We start from the raw sequence: 23042 nt of genomic DNA on the forward strand, positions 1-23042 counted from the left end.
CTGCCGGTGCGCGAGGGTCACTGCCATGACAGCGGGAAGCTACCGGGTGCTGCCGGCCGAGGTGTCGGCGATCGTGAAGAACGTGGAGGGCCTCGGCGCCGCGGCGTTCTCGGCCGTCCGCGACCTCGAGACGCTCGTGATCGACGCCTTGTCGTTCGCGGGCATCGGCAGCGGGGTCGCCGCGGCGAACACCGTGCTGCAGGCGAAACTCGTGTCGTCGCTCGGCGATTTCGTGAAGCTGATCGAACAGGTCAACGGCAAGGTGCGGCACGCAGCGCAGAACTACGCCGATGCCGACACCGCGGTGGCGCAAGGCTACGGCGGCGGGGGAGCCGGGGGCGGCGGTGCGGCCGCCGGGGGTGCCGCACCGCAGCAGCTGGATGGCCGCGTCGTCGATTCGATCATGCGGTCGGAGGGCGCGACCGGCGAACAGGGCGGCGTGCGCGAGGCCTACGGCTTCCGGGAGAGCATGCACAACGGCTACGACCAGATCATGGCCGCCCGCCAGCAGTACGGGATCGGCAGCGCCGAGGAACGCGCGGTGGTCGCGCAGCTGATGACGGCCAACGCGCGCCGCGCCGGTGCGCTGGAGTTCACCGACCCGGGCGCGCAGGCCGCGATCATGTCCGGCGCGCACATGCGCGGCGCGGGCGGCGTCCGGGCGATCCTGAACCACATGGGCGGCGCGGACATCGTGCGGAGCGCGCGCACCCTCGACCCGGCCGCCGTGCAGCAGCTGCGGGACCTGTCTCCGGAGGAATTCCAGCAGCGGTTCCACGACGCCCGGATCGAATACGACCGGGAAATCTACGGCGACACGACCACCCGCCAGCACGGGCACCCGCAGAACTGGTGGGACCGCTACGGAAACGGCCTGACCCAGCGCTACGACCGCGAGCAGCGGGAGTTCCTGCGGCTGTCGCGGTAGCGCGGTTCAGTCCAGATCGGACAATCGGGCCGTCAGGTCGTCGACCAGCCGGGTCAGCAGCCGGTCGAGGGTCTGGCGGTCTTCCGCCGTCCAGCCGCTGAGCGCGTCGGAGAACCAGCCCTCGATGACCCCGACGTAGCGTTCGGTCGCGGCTTTTCCCTCCGGGGTCAGCTCGATCAGCCGGGCCCGCTGGTCGTCCGGGTCTGCCACGCGCCGCACCAGCCCCCGGCTTTCCAGCCCCTGCACCTGGCGCGTGACGTGCGGGCCGACGACGTTCATCCGGTTCGCGATCTCGCCTACCCGCAGCGGCGCGCCCTCGATGTGGAGGATGCCGAGCACGCTCATCGCCGGCCGTTCCAGCGGGAGCCCGGTGGCCTCGACGGCGCGCTCGAACAGCTTGCCGCGGCGCAGCGTCCCGCTCAGCTCGTTCAGGCGGGGGAGCAGGTCCCGCAGCAGGGAGGGGACGGAGGACATCGCGGGCTCCTTGTTTAGATACCTAACTTAGGTATACAGTTGGGCTCACCGGGATCGCGCGACGCGGTTCCGGCCGGTCTCGAAAATGATACCTAAGGTAGGCATCTATCGCCTGCTGAGGGAAGGGGAGAACCATGAGCAGGAGTGTGCTGATCTCGGGGGCGAGCATCGCGGGCCCGGCGCTGGCGTACTGGCTGAACCGGTACGGCTTCGCGGTCACCGTGGTGGAGAAGGCGCCCGCGGTGCGCGGCGGCGGCTATCCGATCGACATGCGCGGCCCGGCCGTCGAGGTGCTGCGGAGGATGGGGCTGGAGGAGAAGGCGCGGGCGAAGCACGTCGCGACCCGGCGGATCACGTTCCTCGACGAGGACGGCGACGTCCTGAACAGCGTCGAACCGGCCGCGCTCACCGGGGACGCGGCGGGGTACGACATCGAACTGGCGCGCGGAGACCTCACCGGCCTGTTGTACGACGCGGTCCGCGATGACGTCGAGTTCCGCTTCTCGGAGTCGATCGCCGCGCTGGACGACCGCGGCACCGGGGTCGACGTGATCTTCTCCAGCGGCCGGAGCCAGACGTTCGACCTGGTCATCGGCGCGGACGGGCTGCACTCGAAGACCCGCTCGCTGGCCTTCGGGCCGGAGGGGCCGTTCCACCGCTACCTCGGCTACTGCTTCGCCGGATTCACCATGCCGAACCATCTCGGCCTGTCGCACGAGGGCGTTTCCTGGGCGGTCGCGGGCCGGATGGCGACGCTCTACGCCACGAGCGACAGCGACGAGGTGCACGGGTTCCTGGTGTTCACCCGTGCCGACGCGCCGTTCTCCGCGTTCGCCGACCCGGCCGCGCAGCGCGACCTCGTCGCGAGCCGTTTCGAGGGATACGGCTGGGAGGTGCCGCGGATGGTCGAGGCGATGCGCACCGCCGACGATCTGTTCTTCGACGTGGTCAGCCAGATCCATCTGCCGGTGTGGTCGAAGGGCCGCGTCGCGCTGGCCGGGGACGCCGCGCACGCGACGTCGTTCCTGTCCGGACAGGGCTCGAGCCTCGCGATAATCGGTGCGTACCTGCTCGCGTACGAGCTGGCTGACGCTCCGCACGACGTCGCCTTCGCGGCGTACGAGAAGCGGTCGCGGGAGTTCGTGGAGGCCAACCAGGCGTTGGCGACCGGCGGGTCGGCGGTGATGTCGCCGCGAACTGAGGAGGAAGCGGCGGCGCGGAACGCGGCGTTGCGGGCGTTGGACGGGCTGCCGGGGGAATCGAGCTCCGAGGTGCACACCATGCTGACGCTGCCGCCGGAGCGCGCGACCGTCTGAGCTGCTGCTGGCGAGTCGCTGCCCGGCGCGCCGCCGCGGCGTGCGAGGCTACCCGGCGGCATTGCGCGGTGACGGAACGGGGCGGGATGAACGCGATTGCGCGCGGCGGCGGGATGCTGGCGGCGATTCTGGTGGTCGTCGGCGGGACGGCCGGGCTCGGAGTGGCACTCGGGCTCGGCGGGACGGCGGTGCTGGCCGGGCTGACCGCGTTGTTCTGCTTCATCGCCGCCACCGGCGGGCCGTTGCGACCGGACCTGTGGCTGTTCGCGGCGTTCGCTCCGGCGGTCGTGATCGGCGGGGCCGGGCCGCGGTTGCTGGGCGAGGTGTCGCCGGTCGCGTCGATCGCGCTGCTCGTGCTGGTGGTGTTCGCGGCGGCGGTGGTGCCCGCGCTGGGGCCGCGGTACGTGACGGTCGGGCTCGGGCTCGGCATGGCTTCGGTGTTCGGCTACGGCTTCCAGTTGAGCGGGGCGGCCAGCCCGGTGCAGATCATCTGCGCGCCGGCGCTGGCCGTCGGGGTCGTGTTCGTGCTGCGGCTGCTGATGGGCTTGAGCGATCCCGGCAAGCCGACCCGCACCGCGCTGGCCGACGCGCTCGCCGGACCGGATCGCGCCAGCGCGGAGCGAGCGGTGCGGCACTGGGTGACCGACCGGCCGCGGGCGTGGCAGGCGCGGGTTCTCGCCGGAGGCGCGCGCTACCACGGTACGGCTGCGGTGCTGCGGGATCGGCTGCGCGCGTTCGGCGAGGAGCAGGCGGCGGCGGTATCCCGCGTGCTCGACGCCGCGGACGAACAGGTCGCGGCACTGGCGGAAGCCGTGCGTGCCAAGACAGTTTCGGATCCGCCGGAGATCGAGCGGATCGACCCGGACGTCGCGTTGCCCGGCGACACCGCCGCGTTGCTGGACGAGGCGTGGGCCGGGCTGTTCGCGATCCGGGAAGCCGTGCTGAACCGGGACGAGTCCATTGTGGACTTCCCGCGGCATCTCGTCCGCGAGGCGTTGCGGCGGGAGGCGACCGGGGTGTTCTCGTGGCGGTCCGCGCAATTGCGGCACGCGGTGCGGTGTGCGTTGGGGATGTTGGTCGCGGCGGTGATCGCCACGTTGCGCCCGGGCGACCCGCTCACGGTGTCGTTCCTGATGACGACGTTCGCGCTCATGCAGCCGGAATGGCGGGACACGCTGGCGAAGGCGTGGCAGCGCGCCGCCGGTGCGGCGGCCGGGGCCGTGGTGCTGGCGGTCGCGCTGTGGCTGTTGCCGCCCGGGGCGTTGCTGCCGCTGGGGATTGTCGCGCTGCTCGTCGGGTTCCCGTTCATGCAGGTGAAGCCGATGGTGTTCAACGGATGCATGGTGCTGATGAGCGTCGGGATGAACGCGACGACGCGGCATCTGGACGCGGTGTCGGTGCTCGTGGAGTACCTGCTGCTGGTGGCGCTGGCGGTGGTGATCGGGCTGCTGTTCGGTTTCGCCGCGGTTCCGGGGGTGCCGAAACCGTCTGTGGCGCAGCGGTTTTCCGACGCCGTCTCCGAGACTGGCGAACTGCTCGCGTCGGTGGCGGAGCGGTTGCGCGGCGGAGGCGGCCGGCGTGAGGTCGGGCTGCGGTTTCGCGCGGCGGCCCGGACACATCAGGACTTGCTGAGCCCCGAGCCCGGCAGCCGGGAGCCTTCGTCGGAGCAACGAGAAGCTTTGGAGGAGGTCGGGGAGGGATTGCGCGGCCTCGCCGCGTCGGCGGGCGCGCTGCTGCAGCGAGGCGGGCAGTCGCCGACGATGGCGTCCTTCGCGGAGGCGGCTGCGGGCGCGTTGGCGGGGAGCGGGGAATTGCCCGCACGTCCGGTGGAGGCGGACGAGGAGGAGCGGCTGCTGGCCGACCTCGTACGGGCTGACCTGCTGCGCGTGCATCGCGGCGCGGAGGTGCTCGCCGGCTGAAAGGCCACCACCCCCGCGCCGGGCCTCCAAACCACCGGCGCGGTCAACGGCAACTGCCACGACTGGCGCTAGCCGCCCCTGGTGGGCTGGGACGGCTGGCCGTCGACCAACCTGCGCGACCGGCTGACGAACGCGGACTTCGGCACCGCGACGATCAAGATCAGCGAAGGCCGGTACCCGGACCTGCTGGAGAAGTCGAAGCCCGCCGGAATCCCCTTCGACCCGCGCGGCTGAGGTTTCCATCACGGCCCGCCGCAATCCGTGAGGTGATTCCCTCGGGGGGCCCTTCACGGACCACCGAACCGCCGCCGACCCCGCAACGATCGAGGCACCCACCCCACCCCCGCACCCCGATACGAAGCCTCCTCGGCGGTCCGGGGGTGCTTGTCAAGGCATCTTTCCCGCCTTGACAAGCACCCCCAGACCGTCAGCACACTCCGGCTTCGGGGTGCCCCACGCAACACAGCATCCCCGCGAAATCCGGGTAATAGTAAGCAGCATGCACCCAGCCACCGCCGCGCTCCCGCTGGACGGAATCACCGTCGTCTCCATCGAACAGGCCGTCGCCGCCCCGCTGGCCACCCGCACCCTCGCCGACCTGGGCGCTCGCGTTATCAAGGTCGAGCGAGCCGACGGCGGGGACTTCGCCCGCGAATACGACCACGTCGTCCACGGCACCGGCGCGCATTTCGTCTGGCTCAACCGCGGCAAGGAATCCCTCGCCGTAGACCTGAAGACCGCGGAAGGCCGCGACGTCGTCCAGCGCCTGATCGCCCGCGCCGACGTCTTCGTGCAGAATCTGGCCCCCGGCGCGGCCGCGAGGCTCGGGTTCGGCGCGGCCGGACTGCGGGCCGACCACCCGGAACTCGTAGCGGTCGACCTCTCCGGCTACGGCACCGGCGGCCCGAAGGAGCAGCGCAAGGCCTACGACATGCTGGTCCAGGCCGAAGCCGGGCTGATCGGCATCACCGGCACGCCGGACACCCCGGTCAAGACCGGCATCCCGACGTCCGACATCGCCTCCGGGATGTACTGCGCGCAGGCGGTCCTCGCGGCGCTCTTGCGACGCTGGCGGACCGGGCAGGGCGCGACCGTCGAGGTGTCGATGCTGGAGGCGACCGTCGAGTGGATGGGCTACGCGATGTACAGCCAGATGTACTCCGGACGCCAGCCCGCGCGGATGGGCCTGAGCCACGCCTCGATCGCGCCGTATGACGCGTATCCGACGAAAGACGGTCAGATGCTGATCGGGGTCCAGAACGACAGCGGCTGGCGGACGTTGGTCACCTCGGTCCTCGAAGCGCCGCGACTGGCCGAGGATCCGCGATTCACCACGAACGTGCTGCGCGTGGAACACCGCGCGGAATGCGACGCGGCGGTCGCCGCCGAAACGGCGCGATGGTCCACAGTGGAATTGGACGAGCGGCTCGCGAAAGCGGGAATCCCCGCGGCGCAAGTGAAACAGGTGGCCGACGTCGTGGCCGATCCGCAGCTGCGCGCCCGCGATCGCTGGCGAAAGATCGGCACCGAACACGCGACCGTCGACGCGTTGCTGCCGCCGGTGACGTTCGCGGACGTCGAGGCGCGCATGGGCGACGTGCCGGCGTTCGGCGCGCATACCCGTGCGCTGCTTGAAGAAGCCGGGGTGGACGCGGAAGAGCTGCTGCGCCGGGGGATCGCCGCCGGGCCGCGTTGACAGTTGTATGGTGCATCTCTAGCATGCGGGGACATGCCGGGAGAAGGCCGCGACGGCGATGCCCTGGACGCGATCCACCGCGCGATGATCCTCTTTTCCCGCGGGTCGCGGGTGCGCTCGAACGAACTGTACGAGGGGCTCGGGTTCGTGCAGTACACGATGCTGTCCTCGATCGACCTCGCGGATTGCGCGCACGCGGCGGATCTCGCCCAGGAGTACGGGCTCGACCCCTCGACCGTCAGCAGGCAGCTGGCGGAGCTGGAAAACGCCGGGCTGCTGGTGCGCGGCCCGGACCCGCGGCATTCGCGCAGGCAGCGGCTCGAGCTGACCGAAACCGGGCACCGCGCGCTGGCGGTTACCCGTGCGGCGCAACGGGAACGGCTCGAAGAGCGGCTGCGGGACTGGCCCAGCGGCGACGTCGCCGAGTTCGCGCGGCTGCTGAGCAAGTTCGTCGAATCCTGAGAGTCCATTGTGGACGATCGGCGGTCGTGCGGGTGCCGCCGGGTCGTGGTCACCCGCGGCGGATCGGGCCCAGTTTCGCGGAAAGGTCCTCGGCGAGATCGGCCGGACGGGGCGGTCCGGCGGCGCGGTCGGCGGCCCAGGCGAGCGCGAGCCTGCTCGGTTCCCAGCCGTCCTCGTCGATCCGGACCAGCTTGAACTCCGGCGGCGAGAACATCCGGCCGATGAACGACGCCGGCGCGTAGGTCACGAGCGCGACCAGCCGCCGGTTGAACACCTGCGCCGCCATCTCGAGCTCACCGCCGCGTCCGCTGACCGCGCGGACGATGTTGCGGATCCCGCGTTTCGCGAGCCGCCGGGTCAGCGTGGCGAGGATGAGCGGGTTCGGCCGGGCGAAGTCGATGACCACCTCGCGGTCGCGGAGTTCTTCGATGTGCACCAGGTCGCGGCAGGCGAGCGGATCGTCCGCGCGGACCGCGATCGCGCCCTGGTACTCGGCGACGGTGCGGGCGCGCAGCCGCGGGTCCTCGACCGCGAGGTGGATCAGCCCGAGTTCGAGGTGCCCGGACACGAGTTTCGCGGTGACTTCGGCGGCCGAACCGGCCACCTCGAACGTCGCCGGGACGGCCAGCCCGCCGACCGCGGTTTCGAGGTCTTCGAGCAGATCCGACGGAGCGTACGCGGTGGCCCCGATCCGGATCGGCGTGCCGTCCTCGAGAACTCCCGCCGCGATGTCCCGGAGACCGTCGACCTGGCGCAGGATCGCCCGCGCCGGGCCGAGAAGCGCTTGGCCCAGCGGGGTGAGCCGGACCTCGTGGTAATGCCGTTCGAACAGCGGGCCGCCGAGTTCGCGCTCCAGCAGCTTGATCTGCTTGCTGAGCGGCGGAGGCGTGATCCGCAGCCGGTCCGCCGCGCGTTTGAAGTGCAGTTCGTCGGCGACCGCGACGAAGTACTTCAGCCGGGTGAAATCGATCTCCATCGTCCAATGTCCAGCGAGGCGGGCGGGTTCCGGCGATCATACGGCGGGTTCGGCCGATTGTCGGGACGGCTTCGGCACCGGGGAGTGGTGAAGCTCGGCGCTCACCCGGCGCGAGCGGCGCTCCCGTCTTGCTCGTCCGGTGCCTCCAGCACTCCGCGCGCGATCAGACCTGCCGTCTCCGCAACCCCTAGTCCCAATAGCTCAGCCGCGATCTCGAACGTCTGCTCGCCCAGCAACGGCGCCTGCCCCACCGGCGGGTCAGCGACGTGCGCCGCGTGGATCTGCACGTTTTCGAGCACATACGGCTCCTCCGCGTACGGATGCAGCTCCTCCCGGAATGCCCGCCGCTCCCGGTACTGCTCCCATTCCGGCAGGTCTCCCGCCCGCAGCATCGCCCCGGCGGGAACGCCGGCGGCCTGCAGCAGATCCATCGCCGCGAACGGAGAACGCCGCTCCGTCCACTCGGTCACCGCCGCGTCGATCCGGGCCCGGGAAGCAGCCCGGCCGGAGCGGGTGGCCAACGCGGGGTCGGCCGCCAGGTCGGGGCGGTCCAGCACCGCGCACAACGCACCCCAATCCGCGTCGTTCCGGACGGTGACGGCCAGCCAGTCGTCGTCCCCGGCGGCCGGGAAGACGCCCCAAGGCGCGTCATGCGCGGGCTCGGTCAGGCGATGTCCGCGGCGGGCCAGGTCTTCGGCGGCGATCCGGTCCGCGAAATGACTGAGCATCACCTCGGATTGCGCGACGCTCACCGCTCCGCCCTCGGCACTGCGTTCTCGCCGGACAAGGAGCGCCAGCGCGGCCAGCGCGCCGATCCGGGCGCATACGTGGTCCGGGTAGACCGTGACGGCGTCGCTGAACGTGCCCGGTTCGCCCGGATAGATCCACTCGCTGGTGAGACCCGTCGCGGCGCGCACGAGCGGACCGTAGCCGAGCCGTTTCGCCCACGGACCGGTCGGGCCGAACGCCGAGCTGTCCACCACGACGATGCCCGGGTTCACCTCGGACAACGCGGCCCGGTCGAGTTTCAGGGAGGCGAGGACGCCGGGTTTGAAGTTGGTAAGCACGACGTCCGACTGGGCGACGAGCCGCCGCACCAGGGCTTGGCCTTCGGGATCGCGCAGGTTGACGCCGATGGCCCGTTTGTTGCGGTGCCCGGCGGCGAATCCGTGCGACATCAGGCCGGGCAGCGCGGCGCGGGAACCGTCCGGGAAAGCGGAGTTCTCGATCTTGATGACATCCGCGCCGAGGTCGCCGAAGAGCCGTCCGGTGTCGCCGCCGACGACGATCACGCCGAGGTCGAGGACCCGGATTCCCTCCAGCGGACGTCCTTCGCCGCGCCGGGGGCGAGCGGCCAGGATCGGCGCGGAGGCGACTCGCGCGCCGGTGTCCGGACCGGCGACGGCGCGGCGTCCGTCGATTTCGGCGATCCCGGCCGGGACCGGCGCGACCAGCCCGGGCGACAGTTCGGTGTCACGGAAGAAGCCGCGGGCCGCAAGCTGGTCGGTGTGCAGGGCTTCGGCGAGCGTGAGCACCGCGGCGGTGGGCACGCCGTGACGCTGGCCCTCGCACTCCAGTTCGGCGCGGGTGCGTTCGGCGAAGAACCGGCCGATCGCGGGCAGCAGGTCCGGCGACGCGTAGCGTTCCTGCAGCTGGTCGTACTTCGGGTCGGCGAATGCGGTCGGGCTGCCCATCCACTCGAACATCCCGCGCCACTGCCGCCGCGACAGCAGGCAGATCCGGATATACCCGTCCTGGCAAGGGAAAATCGGGTACCGGTGGCGTTCTTCGGTGCGTCCGCGGGGAAGGTCGCTCAGCGGAACCCCGGCGGCCGCGCTGCCGACCATGCCGAACGCCGGGTCCAGCGCCTGCATCGCCCCGTCGAGGACGGAGAAGTCGATGCGTCGCCGCGTCCGGTGCGCAGCCGGTCCAGGTACAGGCTCACCGCCTGGAACGCGGCTTGCGCGGCGGCGACGTGGTACGGCAGTTCGCCGGGCGGCAGCAGCGGAGCGCGGCCGGGGATGCCGGAGCGGGAGAGTTCGCCGGTCAGCGCGTGGAACACCGGAGTGGTGGCCTGCCAGTGCCGCCGGGTCGTGGCGCGGCCGAAGTCGCTGATCGACAGGACGACCAGCGCGGGATGCCGGGTGCGCAGGCCGGGGACGTCGAGCAGTTCCTCGGCGGGCGAACCCGGCGGGGTGGTCTCGATCAGGAGATCGGCGTCGGCCAGCAGCTGCTGCCAGCCGTGCGAGCCGGGTTCGGCGGTGGCGTGGGCGAAGCCGTGCCGGTCGATGGCGGTGCCGATCGCGACGCCGTCGACGACCGGGCCGGTGGTCTGTTCGTCGGTGACGCCGGGCAGGACGACCCGGGTGACGCGCGCGCCGAGATCGGCCAGCAGCCGGCCGGTCGCGGTCATCGGGCCGGAGGACAGGTCGAGCACGCGGACGCCGCACAGCGGCGGGTCGTAGGCGTCGGCGGTGGGGGAGGTGTCGGGCAAGGGAACCAGCCTCCTCGAGGCTCAGCTGCGGCGGACGGCGCGGAAGGGCAGGTCGCGGTCGACCTCGGGTTCCTTGGGAAGGCCGAGGACGCGTTCGGCGATGATCGTGCGCTGGATCTGGTCGGTGCCGCCGCCGATGGAGGTGAAGAAGGCGTTGAGCGCCAGGAAGTTCACGTCGTCGGCGACCGGATTCTCGTCCCCGGCGAGCAGCGTTTCCGGACCGGCGATGGCGGTGCGCAGTCGCCCTTCGGCGTGCAGGATCCCGGACATCGCGAGTTTTCCGAGCGACATCACCGAACTCGACGTGCCTGGTTCGGCGGCGGCTTTCGCCCGGGCGTTGTTCAACGCGTTCAGTTCGCGCAACGCGAGCACGGCGGCCAGGTTGTCGCGGATGACCGGGTCGGCGAGACGGCCGCGTTCCCGGGCGAGGCCGACGAGGTCGTCGGCGATCGATCCGTGCCGCGACGCCCGCGCGCCGTCGCCCATGATCGAGCGCTCGTACGCCAGCGCGGTCTGCAGCACCCGCCAGCCCTTGCCCTCGTCGCCGACCAGGTAGTCCGCCGGGATTTCGACGTCGGTCAGGAAGACCTCGTTGAAGTGCGCTTCGCCGGTGATCTGCACCAGCGGCCGGATGTCGACGCCGGGCTGGTGCATCGGCACGACGAAGTAGCTGAGGCCCTTGTGCTTCGGCACATCCCAGTCGGTGCGCGCGATGAGCAGCGCGTAGTCCGCGGTCTTCGCGCCGGACGTCCAGACCTTCTGGCCGTTGACGATCCAGCGGTCGCCGTCGCGGACCGCGGTCGTGCGCACGCCGGCGAGGTCCGAGCCCGCGCCGGGTTCGCTGTAGAACAGGCAGGTCCGGGACCGTTCGGTGAGGACGTCGTGCAGGAGGTCGTTCTTGAGTTTTTCGGTGCCGAACGCGAGGACGGTGTTGGCCGGGATGCTGTACTTGTCCTGTCGGGCGCCGGGCGCGTCGACGGCGTCGAACTCCGCTGCGATCGTGTCGGCCAGTTCGGCCGGGTAGCCGCGGCCGAACCATTCGACCGGCCAGGTCGGCACGGCGTATCCGGCGGCGACGACTTTTTCCAGCCACGCCACGCGTTCCGGGGTGGTGCTCCAGCGGTCGGGTGCCGGGGCGAGTCCGGTCCATTCCGCCGCGAGCCATGCGCGGACTTCTTCGCGGAGCTGCTCCGCGCTGGGCAAAGCGGTGGTCATGCTCAAGCCCCCTTCGAGACGAGGTAGCGCTCCCGGTGCAGCCGCGAGCCGCCGAACAGCTGTGCGCCGGAGCGGGCGCGGCGCAGGTACAGGTGCGCCGGGTGTTCCCAGGTGAAGCCGATCCCGCCGTGCATCTGGATCGCGGACAGGGCAACGGTTTCGTACGCTTCCGCGCAGGCGAATCCGGCGAGCGCGATCGCGCCCGGGCTGCCGTCGGCAGCGGCGTGCCGAGCGGCGGAGGTCGCGGATTCGACGTCCAGGAGGCGGTCCGCGGCGAGGTGTTTCATCGCCTGGAAACTGCCGATCGCACGGCCGAATTGAACGCGAGTCTTGAGATACTCGACGGTCGTCTCGAAGATCTTGCGAGCCCCGCCTGCCTGCTCCCCGGCCAGCGCGATGGTGCTGAGGTCCAAGGCCTTCCGCACGGCTTCCCAGCCTGCCGTACCCACTCGCCGTGCTGGCGTATCAGCGAAGGCGAACTGGGACAGCCGCACGGTCGGGTCGAATACCTCCGCCGCCGTCCGCTGGAAACCGGACGCGTCCGGGGCGACCTCGAAGACGCCGATGTCGTCGCCAGTGCGAGCCACCACGAGGATGACGTCGGCGAGCTGGCCGAAGGTGACGTAAGAAGCGGTCCCGGTGAGGGTTCCGTTTGCTTGCACGGCAACGCCTTCGGGCGTCCAGCTTCCGGTAGGGCCCGTGACGGCAACGGTTCCGATCGAGGACCCGTCGGCGAGCGCGGGCAGAAGACGGCGTTTGTCCTCTTCAGTCCCGGCTGCGTCGATGAGGGTCGCCGTCAGCACGGAGCTGGACAGGAACGGCGACGGCACCAGCGCCGCCCCGATTTCCTCCGAAACCGCTTCGAGTTCTTCCGCGCCCAGGCCGACCCCGCCGTAGCCGGTCGCGATCACCAGGCCGGGCAGTCCCAGCTCGGCCAGTTGTTTCCACAGCTCGGGGTCGTACCCGGGCTCGGTCGCCATTGTCCGGCGCACGTCCGCCTCCGTGCAGCGGTCCGCGAGCAGGTCGCGCACCGCCTCCCGCAGCTGTTCGGTTTCCGCGGCGCTGATCGCCATCGCCGGACCGCCTTTCCCGTCGTCGGGTCCCGATTGCCATGCTGGGTGCGGAAATCCGCGATGTACATCACGTATTCCGACACCGGCAGGTTTCCGGCAGCGACATCGGCGCACGTGTCGCGGGCGCTCATCTGCCGGTGTCCCGACCGGTCGTTTACGCCGCGTCAGCGGGATGCGAACGTGGAGGTGCGGCCACCGGCCGGGAACGGAGTGCGATGATGACGAGCAGGCGGGAGACCCCGGCGCGCCGGAGGGCGGCAATCGCCGGTCTCGGGCTCACTGAGCTGGGGAAAGTCTACGGTCGCAGCGCGCGGCAGTTCGCCGCGCAGGCCGTCCGGCGGGCAGCCGCGGACGCCGGGATCGGGCTGTCCGACATCGACGGGCTGCTGGTGTCCGCCGGCACGACGCCCGGCGTGGACCTCAGTCTGCAAGTCGACTTAGGCCTGCGGGACCTGCGCCTGTTCACCCAAATGCAGGCTTTCGGCTCGACGGCGGGCGCGATGGTGCAGTACGCCGCGATGGCGGTCGAAGCGGGCATGGCCGACACCGTCGCGTGCGTATTCGCGGACGCGCCGCTGCAGCAGGGCAAAGCGACGGGCGCGGCCTACGGCGGCCGGCGCACGACCCCGACCGGCTGGGGAAGCCTCTTGGGCTCCAGCGGTTTCGCCGGGCCGAACTCCTTCTACGCACTCGCCGCGCGACGGCACATGAAGACTTACGGCACCACGAGCGAGCAACTCGGCGCGATCGCGGTCGCGCAACGCGCGTGGGCGGCGAAGAACCCGCTGGCACAGCTGCGCGACCCGATCACTCTGGCCGACCATCAAGCGTCGCGGTTCATCGCGGAACCGTTCCACCTGCTGGACTGCTGTCTGGTTTCGAACGGCGGCGCGGCGGTGATCGTGACCTCCGCGGAACGCGCGGCTTCTCTGGCGCAACCCGCTGTGCAGGTGCTCGGCTGGGGTCAGGCACACCCGGGGAATTCCTTCCGCCGCAACGACAATCTCGGCCTCGTGAGCGGCGCGGCGCAGTCCGGGCCGGCGGCGATGGAGATGGCCGGAGTGACGATCGAGGACATCGACGTCGCCGAGATCTACGACTGCTACACCTTCACCGCGCTGCTCACCCTGGAGGACTACGGGTTCTGCGGCAAGGGCGAAGGGGGCGAGTTCGTCGCGACACCGGGCATGCTCGGCCCGGACGGCAAGCTCGCGGTGAACACCGGCGGCGGCCAGCTGTCGTCCTACTACCTGTGGGGCATGACGCCGCTGTCCGAGGCGATCATCCAGGCCCGCGGCCAGGGCGGCGAGCGCCAGGTGCCGAAGCACGACACCGTGCTGGTCTCCGGCAACGGCGGCATCCTGGACCACCACAGCACGCTCGTGCTCGGCGCGGCGTGAGCGGAGGGACGGCAATGCGTATCACCCCAGTCGCCCGCGACGACGAGTCCGCGGCGTTCTTCGACGGCACCGCGATCGGCGAGTTCCGGCTGTTGCGGCGGCGCTCCACCGGCGAATACCTGGACCCGCGCACGGTCCCGGACCCGACGACGACCTCGAGTGGACGGCCGCCGCGGGAACCGGCACGGTGGTGTCGTGGTCGGTGGTGCACAAGCGGGCGCGCGACGGCGGCGAGCCGGAGCGCGTCGTCGTGGGCATCGTGGAGCTGGCCGAGGGACCGTGGTGGTGGTGCCGGCTCGACGCCGACCCGGACGCGGACCTCTGGCAGCTGCCGGTGCGGGCGGTGTTCGTGCCCTCCGGCCCCGATCCCGACCACGAGAAAGTGCCGGTCTTCGCACCGGCGGAGGAGGCCGACCATGTCTGACGACGCCCCGGCCGCGCTCGTCGACCAGCGCGGGCACGTCCTGGTGATCACGCTCAACCGGCCGCACGCGATGAACGCGGTCAACGCCGAGCTGAGCGAACTCGTCGGCACGGCGCTGGACCGGGCCGAACAGGACCCGGAAACGCGCGTCGTCGTGCTGACCGGCGCGGGGGAGCGGGCGTTCTGCGCCGGAGCCGACCTGAAAGCCGTGTCGCGGGGCGAATCGCTCGCCGCGCCGGGCCACGAGGACTGGGGATTCGCCGGATACGTGCGGCATCCGATCTCGAAGCCGACGATCGCCGCGGTCAACGGCTTCGCGCTCGGCGGCGGCACCGAACTCGCGCTGGCCAGCGACCTGGTGGTCGCGGCCGAGTCGGCGAAATTCGGGCTGCCCGAGGTGAAACGGGGCCTCTTCGCGGCGGCGGGCGGCGTGTTCCGGCTGCCGCGGCAGATTCCGCAGAAGATCGCGATGGAGATGATGTTCACTGGCGAACCGCTCGACGCGGCCCGCGCGGCGACGCTGGGACTGGTGAACCATGTGGTCGCGGACGCCGATGTGCTGACCGAAGCGTTGGCTCTGGCGGAGAAGATCGCCGCGAACGCGCCGTTGGCAGTGCAGGCCAGCAAACGCGTCGCACTGGGCATTGTGGACGGTGCGATCTCCGCGGAGGCCAGCGACTGGGACAGCACCCGTGAAAACGCGGTCGGGGTCATGACGAGCGAGGACGTCCGCGAGGGGACGACGGCGTTCGTCGAGAAGCGCGCGCCGGTTTGGCAGGCTAAGTAGCTGCCGTGAACGTCCGTGAGGGGACCCCAGGGAAATCAGATTCCCTCCGGGTTCCCCTCACGGATTTTCGACGGGCAATCTAGTCCACTTTGGACGGATGCCGCGCGAGTGCGGTCACCTGGATGTCCATGTACGGGAACAGCGGCAGGTTCGACAGGATCTGGTGCAGTTCGTCGTGGTCGGCGACGTCCAGTACCGAATAGTTCGCGTACTCGCCCGCGATCCGCCAGATGTGCGGCCATTTCCCGCTGCGCTGAAGCTGCTGGCTGTACTCCTTTTCGCGCGCGATGAGGGCGTCGCGGACCGCCGGGTCCAGGTCCGGGGGAAGGCGGACGTCCATCCGCACGTGGTAAAGCATGGTTCTCCGATCGAAATCAGGCCGGGTCGAGGACGAAGTTGTACTCGATGGTCTCGCCGTCGCCAGCCGGGCGGGGGTCGAGCAGCAGTTCCGGCTTCACCGCGGAGGCGATGTCGTCGTCGTTGTGCTCGTCGCCCGGGAAGTACAGCTGCGCGGTGAGCAGTTCGTGCCCCGGCGCGGACACCTTGACGTGCAGGTGCGCCGGACGCCAGGCGTGCCAGCCCGCGGCCGCGATCAGTTTGCCGCACGCGCCGTCGGTCGGGATCTGGTACGGCGCGGGCCGCACGGTGTGGATTTCGAAGCGGCCTTCGTCGTCGGTGGTGAAGGTGCCGCGCAGGTTCCACTCCGGGATGCCCGGCGCGAACTGCGAGTACAGCCCGTCCGCGTCCGCGTGCCACAGTTCGACTTTCGCGCCGCCCAGCACCGCGCCGGTGGTCGAGGTGACCTGGCCGGTCCAGGTGAGCGGGGTGCCCGGCTCGTTCTCCCGCGTCGGGATCGAACCGCGCGCGCCCTGTTCGGGGGCGTCCGGCACGTAGTAGGGGCCTTCGATGGTGCCCTTGTTGCCCTTGCGGTGCTCGGTGGCGACTTCTTCGACGACGTGCTCGACCCAGACGTCCAGGAACAGCGGCCATTCGCCGTCCTCGCCGACGCTGATCAGCCACGATTTGAGCGCGTTGTACTCGTCGTAGGTCACCTTGTGCTTGCGGATCGTCGCGTGCACGGCCTCCAGCACCTCGCGGGCGAGCAGGCTGACCCGTTCCTTCGGGGTGTCCGCGACGCCGGCGAGCTTGTCGCTCTTGAACCGTTCGGTGGCGTTGGCTCCGGACGCGGCGGCGGTGGGGGAATGCGTGGCAGTCATGAATCCTCCTTGATCCATCGGGGGTTTCCGGCTAGCGGTCTTGCCGGTAGTGCCGGAGCTTGCCGGGGTCGAGTTCGGCGCCGAGCCCGGCGCCGGGGCGGATGACCAGTTCGCCGTCCGCGATGCACAGCGGTTCGGCGAGCAGGTCGTCGGTCATGTCGAGGAAGTTGGACAGTTCTCCGGGGCGGCGCGACGTCAGTTCGAAGGCGGATCCGAAAGCGACAGTGCACAGTGAACCGAGCTGGCCGTCGATCTGGTTGCCCATCACCACTTCCAGCCCGAGCCCCTCCGCGAGATGGTGCGTGCGCTGCGAGCGGGTGAAGCCGGTGCGGGCGGTTTTGATGCTGATCGCGGTCGCCGAGCCGCCGAGGATCTCGCGGGTCACGTCGGCCGCGGTCACCGCGGATTCGTCGGCGATGAACGGAACGTCCAAACGCGACACGAGCCAGCGGCGGCCCAGCACGTCGTCGGCGGGGCACAGTTCCTCGGCGAACAGCAGGTCGAGATCGGCCATTTCCCGCATCGCGCGGGCGGATTCCGCGGCCGTCCAGCCTCGGTTGCCGTCCACGTACAGGTCGACCTCGGAGCCGAACCGCTCCCGCAGCGCGCGAACCACTGCGGTGTCAAGGGAAATCGGCCGGCGGCCGACCTTCACCTTGAACGTCGTGACGCCGTAGCTGTCGCGAATCCGCTCCGCCTCGGCGACCATCGCGGCAGGCTCGTCGAAGCCGAGCATGTGCGACACCTTCATGCGGTCGGTGTAGCCGCCGAGCAATTCGGTGACCGAAACGTCGAGGCTTTGCCCGAGCGCGTCCCAGATCGCCATGTCCAAAGCGGACTTCGCGGCCGGATTGCCGACGGTGCGGGAGAGCCGGGCGTGCACCGTCTCGCGTTCGAGCAGGCTCAACCCCACGACCTGCGGCGCGAACACGGTTTCCAGCACGGCCACGATCCCGGCTTGCGTCTCGCCGTAGGTGAACGGCCGCGGCGGCGCTTCGGCGACCCCGACCACGCCGTCGTCGGTGTGCACGCGGACCAGCACATGCTCGGCCGTGTGCACCTCGCCGGACGCGAAACGCAGCGGTTTGCGGTAGGGGATGGCGAACGGGATCGCCTCCACCCGGGTGATCTTCATCGTGTCCTCCCTGACACGGGCACTTCGACGGGGAACAGTTCGCCGAGCGCGTCGAGCACGGCCGGGACCAGTGCCGAGGCCCGTTCGCGGTGCCAGGCGAGTGCGAGCTGGACGGTGGCGGCCCCGGCGAGGTCGCGGAAGACGACCCCGGCCAGCGGCAGCGCCCGCGCGGACGCGGGGACGACGCCGACGCCGAGACCTCCGGCGACCAGCGCGAGCAGCACCGCGGTACCGGCCGCTTCGTGCTCGCGCTGCGGGGTGAACCCGGCGTCGCGGCAACTGCGGAGAACCGCTTCGTTGACGACGGAATAGCTGGCGGGATAGGTGACGAACGCTTCGGCGCGCAGATCGCTCATCGCCACCACCGGTTCGACCGCGAGCCGGTGGTCGGCCGGGACGGCGAGCACCAGCGGCTCGGTTTCGATGACGTGCAGGTCGAGGTCGCCGCCGGTGACCGGCGGGCGCAGCACGCCGATGTCCAGCGTGCCGTCGCGCAGCTGCTCGCACTGCTCGCCGGTGAGCAGGTCGGCGTGCACTTCGAGTTCGACGTCGGGCAGCCGGTGCTGCAGCGCGCGGGCGACCCGCGGCAGGTGCGAGAGCGCGGCGGTGCCGGTGAAGCCGATCCGGGCGAGGCCGCGGCGGCCGTCGGCGATGCGCCGGGCTCCGCGTGCGCCCGCCTCGACGGCGTCCAGGATCCGTTGCGCCTCGGCGAGGAAGAACCGGCCGGCCGGGGTGACCTGCACCTGCCGCGTCGTGCGGCTGAGCAGGGCGACGCCCAGCTCGTCCTCGAGCTGCCGGATCGCGTGCGAAAGCGCGGGCTGGGCAAGGTGCAGGCGTTCGGCGGCGCGGCCGAAGTGGCAGGTCTCGGCGACGGCGGCGAAGTACCGCAGGTGGCGCAGTTCCATCGGGCTGCCTCCTCACCGGCTCCTCGCGTGGTCCCGCTCACCGTAAGTTCCGGTATTGAGTGAAGACAAGGAGCGGTTTGCGTGCGATTGATAAACGACATCGAATAATCACACCCTAGGTCAGGACTGGGTCTTGCCCTGGGGTGACTGCCGCCACGGGGTGGCACAGTGCGGGAAACCCCCTGCTGGGGAGCCGATCAGTGCAGATCGCCAGGCCCGTTGGAGGAGTCATGACCGAGACGCTGGACCACGCCGCCGCCGTTGTCGCGGACGCGGTGGTGGAGGACCCGGAGGCGGGCGTCTACCGCGCGAACCGCCGGATCTTCACCGACGAGGAGATCTTCGAACTCGAGATGAAGCACATCTTCGAGGGCAATTGGATCTACCTCGCGCACGAGAGCCAGCTGCCGAACCCCGGCGACTACTTCACCACGACGATCGGCCGCCAGCCGGTGGTGATCACTCGCGACAAGGCCGGCGAGATGCACTGCCTGATCAACGCCTGCGCGCACCGCGGCGCGATGATCTGCCGGCGCAAACGCGACAACCGCCCGACGCTGACCTGCCCGTTCCACGGCTGGACCTTCCGCAACGACGGCAAGCTGCTCAAGGTCAAGGACCCGGACGGCGCGGGCTACCCGGAGTCGTTCGACACCGACGGCTCCCACGACCTGACGAAGGTCGCGCGCTTCGAGTCCTACCGAGGCTTTCTGTTCGGCAGCCTCAACCCGGACGTGCTGCCGCTGACCGAGCACCTCGGCGACGCCACGAAGGTGATCGACATGCTGGTGGACCAGTCGCCGGACGGACTTGAAGTACTGCGCGGGGCGTCCACGTACACCTACGACGGCAACTGGAAGGTCCAGGCGGAGAACGGCGCGGACGGCTACCACGTCACCGCGACGCACTGGAATTACGCGGCCACGACGGCCCGGCGCAACACCGGCGAATCGGCGAACGACACCAAGACCCTCGACGCGGGGTCGTGGGGCAAGTCCGGCGGCGGCTACTGGTCGTTCCCGCACGGCCACCTGTGCCTGTGGACCTGGGCGGGCAATCCGCAGGACCGTCCGTTGTGGCCGCGGATGGCGGAGCTGAAGGAGAAGTACGGCGACGCCAAGGGCGAGTTCATGGTGCGCGGGTCCCGGAACCTGTGCGTGTATCCCAACGTGTACCTGATGGACCAGTTCTCGACGCAGATCCGGCATTTCCGGCCGATCGCGCCGGACAAGACCGAGGTCACCATCTACTGCATCGCGCCGAAGGGCGAAAGCGCCGAAGCGCGGGCGTGGCGGATCCGGCAGTACGAGGATTTCTTCAATGCCTCAGGCATGGCGACGCCGGACGACCTGGAGGAATTCCGGTCCTGCCAGCTCACTTTCCGCGCGACGGCCGCACCGTGGAACGACATGAGCCGTGGTGCTCAGCATTGGCTCACCGGGCCGGACGAGGTCGCTTCTTCGCTCGGCCTCGACGGTGTCGTGTCGTCCGGGCAGAAGAACGAGGACGAGGGTCTTTATCCGGTGCAGCACGGGTATTGGCAGGAAACCCTGCGCGCGGCGATCGCCCGCGAGCAGGCCGTTCGAGGAGAAGCCCGATGACCGCCGCCGCCGAGAAGACCATCACCCAGCACGACGTCGAGCAGTTCCTCTATCGCGAGGCGCGGTATCTGGACGACCGCGAGTTCGAGAAGTGGCTGGAGTGCTACGCCGACGATGTCGTGTACTGGATGCCTTCCTGGGGCGACGACGATCTGCTCACCGAGGATCCGCAGCGCGACATTTCGCTGATCTACTACCCGAACAAGGGCGGGCTCGAGGACCGGGTGTTCCGGATCCGCACCGAACGGTCGAGCGCGACGTCCCTTCCGGAACCCCGGACCAGCCACAACATCACGAATGTCGAGCTGATCGAACGGCACGGCGATCTGGTGGACGTGCGGTTCAACTGGCACACGATGTACTTCCGGTACCGCACTGTCGACCCGTACTACGGGACTTCGTTCTACACCATCGATTTCTCCGGTCCTTCGCCGCTGATCCGGCGGAAGACGGTGGTGCTCAAGAACGACTACATCCATCACGTCGTCGACGTGTACCACTTCTGAGCGGAGGCGGTCATGAACCACCGGATCGCTCTGTCCTTCGAGGACGGTGTCACCCGCTTCGTCACGTGCGCGCCGGATCAAACTGTCGCGGACGCGTCGTACCGGCAGCGCATCAACATTCCGCTCGATTGCCGCGACGGTGCGTGCGGAACCTGCAAGGCATTCTGCGAATCGGGGGAATACGAGGGCGGGTCTTATCTCGAAGACGCGCTGAGCGCGGACGAGGCTGAGCGTGGTTATGTGCTGCCGTGCAGTATGAAACCGAAGTCCGATCTGGTGTTGCAGATCGCGAGCACGTCGGCGGTCGCGAAGACGCAGGCCGCGGAGCATCACGGCACTCTCGTTGCGCTGGAACGGCTTTCGCCCACGACGATGTCGCTGGCGGTGGAGATCCGCGATCGGGATCGGCTCGCGTTTCTGCCGGGGCAGTATGTGAACATCACCGTTCCGGGGACCGACGTGACGCGGTCGTATTCGTTCAGCAATGCGCCCGGCGACGAGCGGCTGACTTTCCTCGTGAAGCTCACGCCCGGTGGTGTCATGTCGGATTACCTGACCGGGCGGGCGAAATCCGGTGACGAGCTGACGTTCACCGGGCCGCACGGGAGCTTCTTCCTGCGCGAGACGGATCGTCCGGTGCTGCTGCTGGCCGGTGGCACCGGGCTCGCGCCGATTCTGTCCATTGTGCGCACTATGCGCGATTCCGGCGTGCCCAGGCCAGCGCATCTGGTGTACGGCGTGAGCACCGACGACGACCTGGTGGAGACGGCGACGCTGGAGAAGCTCGCGGTCGACGTTCCCGGTCTGACCTGGGACTACTGCGTTTCGGATCCGGGGAGCGCCGCCCCGAACAAGGGGTACGTGACCACACTGATCCGGGACGAGCACCTGCACGGCGGCGATGTCGCGGTGTACCTGTGCGGTCCGCCGCCGATGGTGGAGGCGGTGCGGGGACACTTCGCGTCGGCCGGATTCGAGCCGACCGGCTTCTACTACGAGAAGTTCGCGCTCGCCGCGCCGGTGCGCGCACCGGAAATCCCGGTGCAGCCGGTGGCGGCGGATCCGGAACCCGAGCCGGAGCTGGAATTCGTCGCGAGCCGGGCGCTGGCCGGGCAGGAACTGTTCCCGACGGTCGACCTGGTCCCGCTGCGGGCCGGAGCGGCGTTGTCCGCGGCGGAGGAAGCGCGGGTGGCGCGCACGATCGCGGGTCAGGAAATGCTTCCGCCGGCCGACGAACCGCCGGGCGAGTACGAAATCGGCGAGGAACACCCGTCGGTGCACGAATCGGACGCGGTGTTCGAGGCAAGGCAAGCCCTCGAACTGGGCGCGCTCGAGCTGACGATCGGCCGGCTGACGTCGGGTCAGCTCGCCGGATACCGGTTGCTGGCCGAGTCGACAGTGCCCTATGTGGACGGTGACCGGTTCCTGGACGCCGCTGCCTACACCGAAACCAACGCGGCGTTCCACGACTACCTGTTCACGCTCACCGGCAACGAGCACCTCCTGCAGGCCTATCAGGCGCTCGGCGTGAAAGGCCACATGGCCGAGACGCTGCGCAACGCGACCTGGTGCCATCCGCGCTGCACCCAAGACCACCTGGACCTGGTCGCCGCCTTCGAATCCGGAGACCGGGCGACCGCGCGACGGCTGATCGCCGAGCACGCGGAACGGTCGAAGATCACCACCCGGCGGGCGATGGGCGGCGCGGCGGCGGGTCCGAGATTCCTGTCGCCAGGACGGTTCGCGGGCAAGGTCGTGGTGGTCACCGGCGCCGCGCAGGGGATCGGCGAGGCGACGGCCCGGCGGATCGCCGCGGAGGGCGGCGCGCTGGTGCTCGCCGACCGGTCCGGCCTGGTCGGCGGCCTGGCCGACGAGCTCCCCGAGGCCGCGGCGGTGGTCGCCGACCTGGAGACGTGGCCGGGCGCGCAGGCGGTCGCGGAAGCCGCGGTGGCCCGATACGGCCGGATCGACGTGCTGGTCAACAACGTCGGCGGCGCGCTGCGGTTCAAGCCGTTCACCGAGTTCAGCCCGGACGAGATCGAAGCCGAACTCCGCCGGTCCCTGCTCACCACCTTGCTCTCCTGCCGGGCCGCACTGCCGTCGATGGCGCAACGGGGCAGCGGGGTGATCGTGAACGTCTCGTCGGCGGCCACTCGCGGCATCCACCGGATCCCGTACTCGGCGGCGAAGGGCGGGATCAACGCGCTGACCGCGTCGCTGGCCTTCGAGTACGCCGACGCCGGCATCCGCGTGGTCGCGACCGCGCCGGGCGGCACCGAAGCGCCGCCGCGGCGGATCCCGCGCGGCGGCCCCGATCCGGTCACTGACCAGGAGCGGGAGTGGTTCCAGGCGCACATCGACCAGACTGTCGGGTCGTCATTGCTGAAGCGGTACGGCACCCTGGACGAGCAGGCCGCGGCGATCGCGTTCCTGGCCTCGGACGAGGCCTCGTACGTCACCGGCACCGTCCTGCCCGTCGCCGGGGGCGATCTCGGCTGACGGAGGCGTTCGGCG

Annotated in this window: 21 protein-coding genes and 1 pseudogene; 12 read left to right on the forward strand and 10 right to left on the reverse strand. The window is 70.2% G+C overall.

Going from position 1 to position 23042, the window contains the following annotated elements; all coding sequences use genetic code 11:
- Positions 1-25: 25 nt before the first annotated feature.
- Positions 26-928, forward strand: a complete 903-nt coding sequence (locus H5411_RS27230) for a hypothetical protein (protein ID WP_183125448.1) — start codon at positions 26-28, stop codon at positions 926-928.
- Between the two features lie 6 nt (positions 929-934).
- Here H5411_RS27230 and H5411_RS27235 read toward each other — a convergent pair whose 3' ends face one another.
- Entirely contained in the window at positions 935-1402 is a 468-nt protein-coding gene (locus tag H5411_RS27235; RefSeq protein ID WP_183125449.1) for a MarR family winged helix-turn-helix transcriptional regulator, read from the reverse strand.
- 134 nt (positions 1403-1536) lie between these two features.
- Here H5411_RS27235 and H5411_RS27240 point away from each other — a divergent pair, with 134 nt between their 5' ends.
- From H5411_RS27240 to H5411_RS27260, 5 genes are all read left to right on the forward strand, one after another.
- A complete protein-coding gene (locus H5411_RS27240; RefSeq protein ID WP_183125450.1) occupies positions 1537-2718 on the forward strand; it encodes an FAD-dependent monooxygenase in 1182 nt (393 codons plus the stop codon).
- Positions 2719-2804: 86 nt separating this feature from the next.
- The gene (locus H5411_RS27245; RefSeq protein ID WP_183125451.1) at positions 2805-4637 is read left to right on the forward strand and encodes an FUSC family protein; all 1833 of its coding nucleotides are present in this window, start codon (positions 2805-2807) and stop codon (positions 4635-4637) included.
- Positions 4638-4718: 81 nt separating this feature from the next.
- Positions 4719-4871 (forward strand): hypothetical protein, encoded by a 153-nt coding sequence (locus H5411_RS27250; RefSeq protein ID WP_220817540.1) that lies wholly within the window; start codon positions 4719-4721, stop codon positions 4869-4871.
- 265 nt (positions 4872-5136) lie between these two features.
- Complete coding sequence (locus H5411_RS27255; protein ID WP_183125452.1) at positions 5137-6333, forward strand: CaiB/BaiF CoA transferase family protein; 1197 nt, start codon at positions 5137-5139, stop codon at positions 6331-6333.
- Between the two features lie 33 nt (positions 6334-6366).
- A complete protein-coding gene (locus H5411_RS27260) occupies positions 6367-6795 on the forward strand; it encodes a MarR family winged helix-turn-helix transcriptional regulator (RefSeq protein WP_101439163.1) in 429 nt (142 codons plus the stop codon).
- Between the two features lie 49 nt (positions 6796-6844).
- Here H5411_RS27260 and H5411_RS27265 read toward each other — a convergent pair whose 3' ends face one another.
- The 5 genes and pseudogenes from H5411_RS27265 to H5411_RS27280 form a co-directional block, all read right to left on the reverse strand.
- Positions 6845-7771 (reverse strand): LysR family transcriptional regulator, encoded by a 927-nt coding sequence (locus H5411_RS27265; RefSeq protein ID WP_183125453.1) that lies wholly within the window; start codon positions 7769-7771, stop codon positions 6845-6847.
- A 101-nt stretch (positions 7772-7872) separates the two neighbouring features.
- Positions 7873-9237 carry a CaiB/BaiF CoA transferase family protein gene (locus H5411_RS48555; protein ID WP_376772232.1) on the reverse strand — a complete coding sequence of 455 codons (1365 nt, stop codon included), beginning with the start codon at positions 9235-9237 and terminating at the stop codon, positions 7873-7875.
- Positions 9235-10184 (reverse strand): annotated as a pseudogene (locus H5411_RS47830) (CoA transferase); the annotation flags it as partial. The gene H5411_RS48555 and the pseudogene H5411_RS47830, both read right to left, overlap by 3 nt.
- A gap of 102 nt (positions 10185-10286) precedes the next feature.
- Positions 10287-11480, reverse strand: coding sequence for an acyl-CoA dehydrogenase family protein (locus H5411_RS27275; protein WP_183125454.1), 1194 nt, complete (start codon positions 11478-11480; stop codon positions 10287-10289).
- Positions 11481-11482: 2 nt separating this feature from the next.
- Positions 11483-12553 carry an acyl-CoA dehydrogenase family protein gene (locus H5411_RS27280; protein WP_183125455.1) on the reverse strand — a complete coding sequence of 357 codons (1071 nt, stop codon included), beginning with the start codon at positions 12551-12553 and terminating at the stop codon, positions 11483-11485.
- Between the two features lie 218 nt (positions 12554-12771).
- Between H5411_RS27280 and H5411_RS27285 the strand changes: the two genes are divergently transcribed.
- The 3 genes from H5411_RS27285 to H5411_RS27295 all read left to right on the forward strand — a co-directional run bounded on the left by H5411_RS27285 (position 12772) and on the right by H5411_RS27295 (position 15164).
- Positions 12772-13953: a thiolase family protein gene (locus H5411_RS27285; RefSeq protein WP_183125479.1), complete on the forward strand. Its 1182-nt coding sequence runs from the start codon at positions 12772-12774 to the stop codon at positions 13951-13953.
- 187 nt (positions 13954-14140) lie between these two features.
- Positions 14141-14377: an OB-fold domain-containing protein gene (locus H5411_RS47125; protein ID WP_376772231.1), complete on the forward strand. Its 237-nt coding sequence runs from the start codon at positions 14141-14143 to the stop codon at positions 14375-14377.
- Positions 14370-15164 carry a crotonase/enoyl-CoA hydratase family protein gene (locus H5411_RS27295; protein ID WP_183125456.1) on the forward strand — a complete coding sequence of 265 codons (795 nt, stop codon included), beginning with the start codon at positions 14370-14372 and terminating at the stop codon, positions 15162-15164. The genes H5411_RS47125 and H5411_RS27295 overlap by 8 nt, the downstream gene beginning before the upstream one ends.
- Before the next feature lie 79 nt (positions 15165-15243).
- Here H5411_RS27295 and catC read toward each other — a convergent pair whose 3' ends face one another.
- Genes catC through H5411_RS27315 form a run of 4 tightly spaced genes read right to left on the reverse strand, consistent with a single transcriptional unit; the run spans position 15244 to position 18421 of the window.
- Positions 15244-15522: a muconolactone Delta-isomerase gene (gene catC / locus H5411_RS27300; protein WP_037367634.1), complete on the reverse strand. Its 279-nt coding sequence runs from the start codon at positions 15520-15522 to the stop codon at positions 15244-15246.
- 16 nt (positions 15523-15538) lie between these two features.
- Positions 15539-16381: a catechol 1,2-dioxygenase gene (gene catA, locus H5411_RS27305; protein WP_101439170.1), complete on the reverse strand. Its 843-nt coding sequence runs from the start codon at positions 16379-16381 to the stop codon at positions 15539-15541.
- 31 nt (positions 16382-16412) lie between these two features.
- Positions 16413-17516: a mandelate racemase/muconate lactonizing enzyme family protein gene (locus tag H5411_RS27310; protein ID WP_183125457.1), complete on the reverse strand. Its 1104-nt coding sequence runs from the start codon at positions 17514-17516 to the stop codon at positions 16413-16415.
- Positions 17513-18421 carry a LysR substrate-binding domain-containing protein gene (locus tag H5411_RS27315; protein WP_101439172.1) on the reverse strand — a complete coding sequence of 303 codons (909 nt, stop codon included), beginning with the start codon at positions 18419-18421 and terminating at the stop codon, positions 17513-17515. Before H5411_RS27315 ends, H5411_RS27310 begins: the two co-directional genes overlap by 4 nt.
- A 230-nt stretch (positions 18422-18651) precedes the next feature.
- Between H5411_RS27315 and benA the strand changes: the two genes are divergently transcribed.
- From benA to benC, 3 genes are read left to right on the forward strand one after another with little or no spacing between them, the layout of a single operon-like run.
- Positions 18652-20022, forward strand: a complete 1371-nt coding sequence (gene benA, locus H5411_RS27320) for a benzoate 1,2-dioxygenase large subunit (RefSeq protein ID WP_183125458.1) — start codon at positions 18652-18654, stop codon at positions 20020-20022.
- Positions 20019-20528 (forward strand): benzoate 1,2-dioxygenase small subunit, encoded by a 510-nt coding sequence (benB, locus tag H5411_RS27325; RefSeq protein ID WP_183125459.1) that lies wholly within the window; start codon positions 20019-20021, stop codon positions 20526-20528. Before benA ends, benB begins: the two co-directional genes overlap by 4 nt.
- A gap of 12 nt (positions 20529-20540) precedes the next feature.
- Entirely contained in the window at positions 20541-23027 is a 2487-nt protein-coding gene (gene benC, locus H5411_RS48560; RefSeq protein ID WP_183125460.1) for a benzoate 1,2-dioxygenase electron transfer component BenC, read from the forward strand.
- Positions 23028-23042: the final 15 nt, after the last annotated feature.

The sequence above is a fragment of the Amycolatopsis echigonensis genome (assembly GCF_014174495.1).
GTDB classification, from domain to species: domain Bacteria; phylum Actinomycetota; class Actinomycetes; order Mycobacteriales; family Pseudonocardiaceae; genus Amycolatopsis; species Amycolatopsis echigonensis.

What these genes read in the sequence shown, in the direction of transcription:
- H5411_RS27230 (WP_183125448.1), top strand. Translation starts at nt 26, where the DNA reads ATGACAGCGGGAAGCTACCGGGTGCTGCCGGCCGAGGTGTCGGCGATC.
- H5411_RS27235 (WP_183125449.1), bottom strand. Translation starts at nt 1,402, where the DNA reads ATGTCCTCCGTCCCCTCCCTGCTGCGGGACCTGCTCCCCCGCCTGAAC.
- H5411_RS27240 (WP_183125450.1), top strand. Translation starts at nt 1,537, where the DNA reads ATGAGCAGGAGTGTGCTGATCTCGGGGGCGAGCATCGCGGGCCCGGCG.
- H5411_RS27245 (WP_183125451.1), top strand. Translation starts at nt 2,805, where the DNA reads ATGAACGCGATTGCGCGCGGCGGCGGGATGCTGGCGGCGATTCTGGTG.
- H5411_RS27255 (WP_183125452.1), top strand. Translation starts at nt 5,137, where the DNA reads ATGCACCCAGCCACCGCCGCGCTCCCGCTGGACGGAATCACCGTCGTC.
- H5411_RS27260 (WP_101439163.1), top strand. Translation starts at nt 6,367, where the DNA reads ATGCCGGGAGAAGGCCGCGACGGCGATGCCCTGGACGCGATCCACCGC.
- H5411_RS27265 (WP_183125453.1), bottom strand. Translation starts at nt 7,771, where the DNA reads ATGGAGATCGATTTCACCCGGCTGAAGTACTTCGTCGCGGTCGCCGAC.
- H5411_RS27275 (WP_183125454.1), bottom strand. Translation starts at nt 11,480, where the DNA reads ATGACCACCGCTTTGCCCAGCGCGGAGCAGCTCCGCGAAGAAGTCCGC.
- H5411_RS27280 (WP_183125455.1), bottom strand. Translation starts at nt 12,553, where the DNA reads ATGGCGATCAGCGCCGCGGAAACCGAACAGCTGCGGGAGGCGGTGCGC.
- H5411_RS27285 (WP_183125479.1), top strand. Translation starts at nt 12,772, where the DNA reads ATGACGAGCAGGCGGGAGACCCCGGCGCGCCGGAGGGCGGCAATCGCC.
- H5411_RS27295 (WP_183125456.1), top strand. Translation starts at nt 14,370, where the DNA reads ATGTCTGACGACGCCCCGGCCGCGCTCGTCGACCAGCGCGGGCACGTC.
- catC (WP_037367634.1), bottom strand. Translation starts at nt 15,522, where the DNA reads ATGCTTTACCACGTGCGGATGGACGTCCGCCTTCCCCCGGACCTGGAC.
- catA (WP_101439170.1), bottom strand. Translation starts at nt 16,381, where the DNA reads ATGACTGCCACGCATTCCCCCACCGCCGCCGCGTCCGGAGCCAACGCC.
- H5411_RS27310 (WP_183125457.1), bottom strand. Translation starts at nt 17,516, where the DNA reads ATGAAGATCACCCGGGTGGAGGCGATCCCGTTCGCCATCCCCTACCGC.
- H5411_RS27315 (WP_101439172.1), bottom strand. Translation starts at nt 18,421, where the DNA reads ATGGAACTGCGCCACCTGCGGTACTTCGCCGCCGTCGCCGAGACCTGC.
- benA (WP_183125458.1), top strand. Translation starts at nt 18,652, where the DNA reads ATGACCGAGACGCTGGACCACGCCGCCGCCGTTGTCGCGGACGCGGTG.
- benB (WP_183125459.1), top strand. Translation starts at nt 20,019, where the DNA reads ATGACCGCCGCCGCCGAGAAGACCATCACCCAGCACGACGTCGAGCAG.
- benC (WP_183125460.1), top strand. Translation starts at nt 20,541, where the DNA reads ATGAACCACCGGATCGCTCTGTCCTTCGAGGACGGTGTCACCCGCTTC.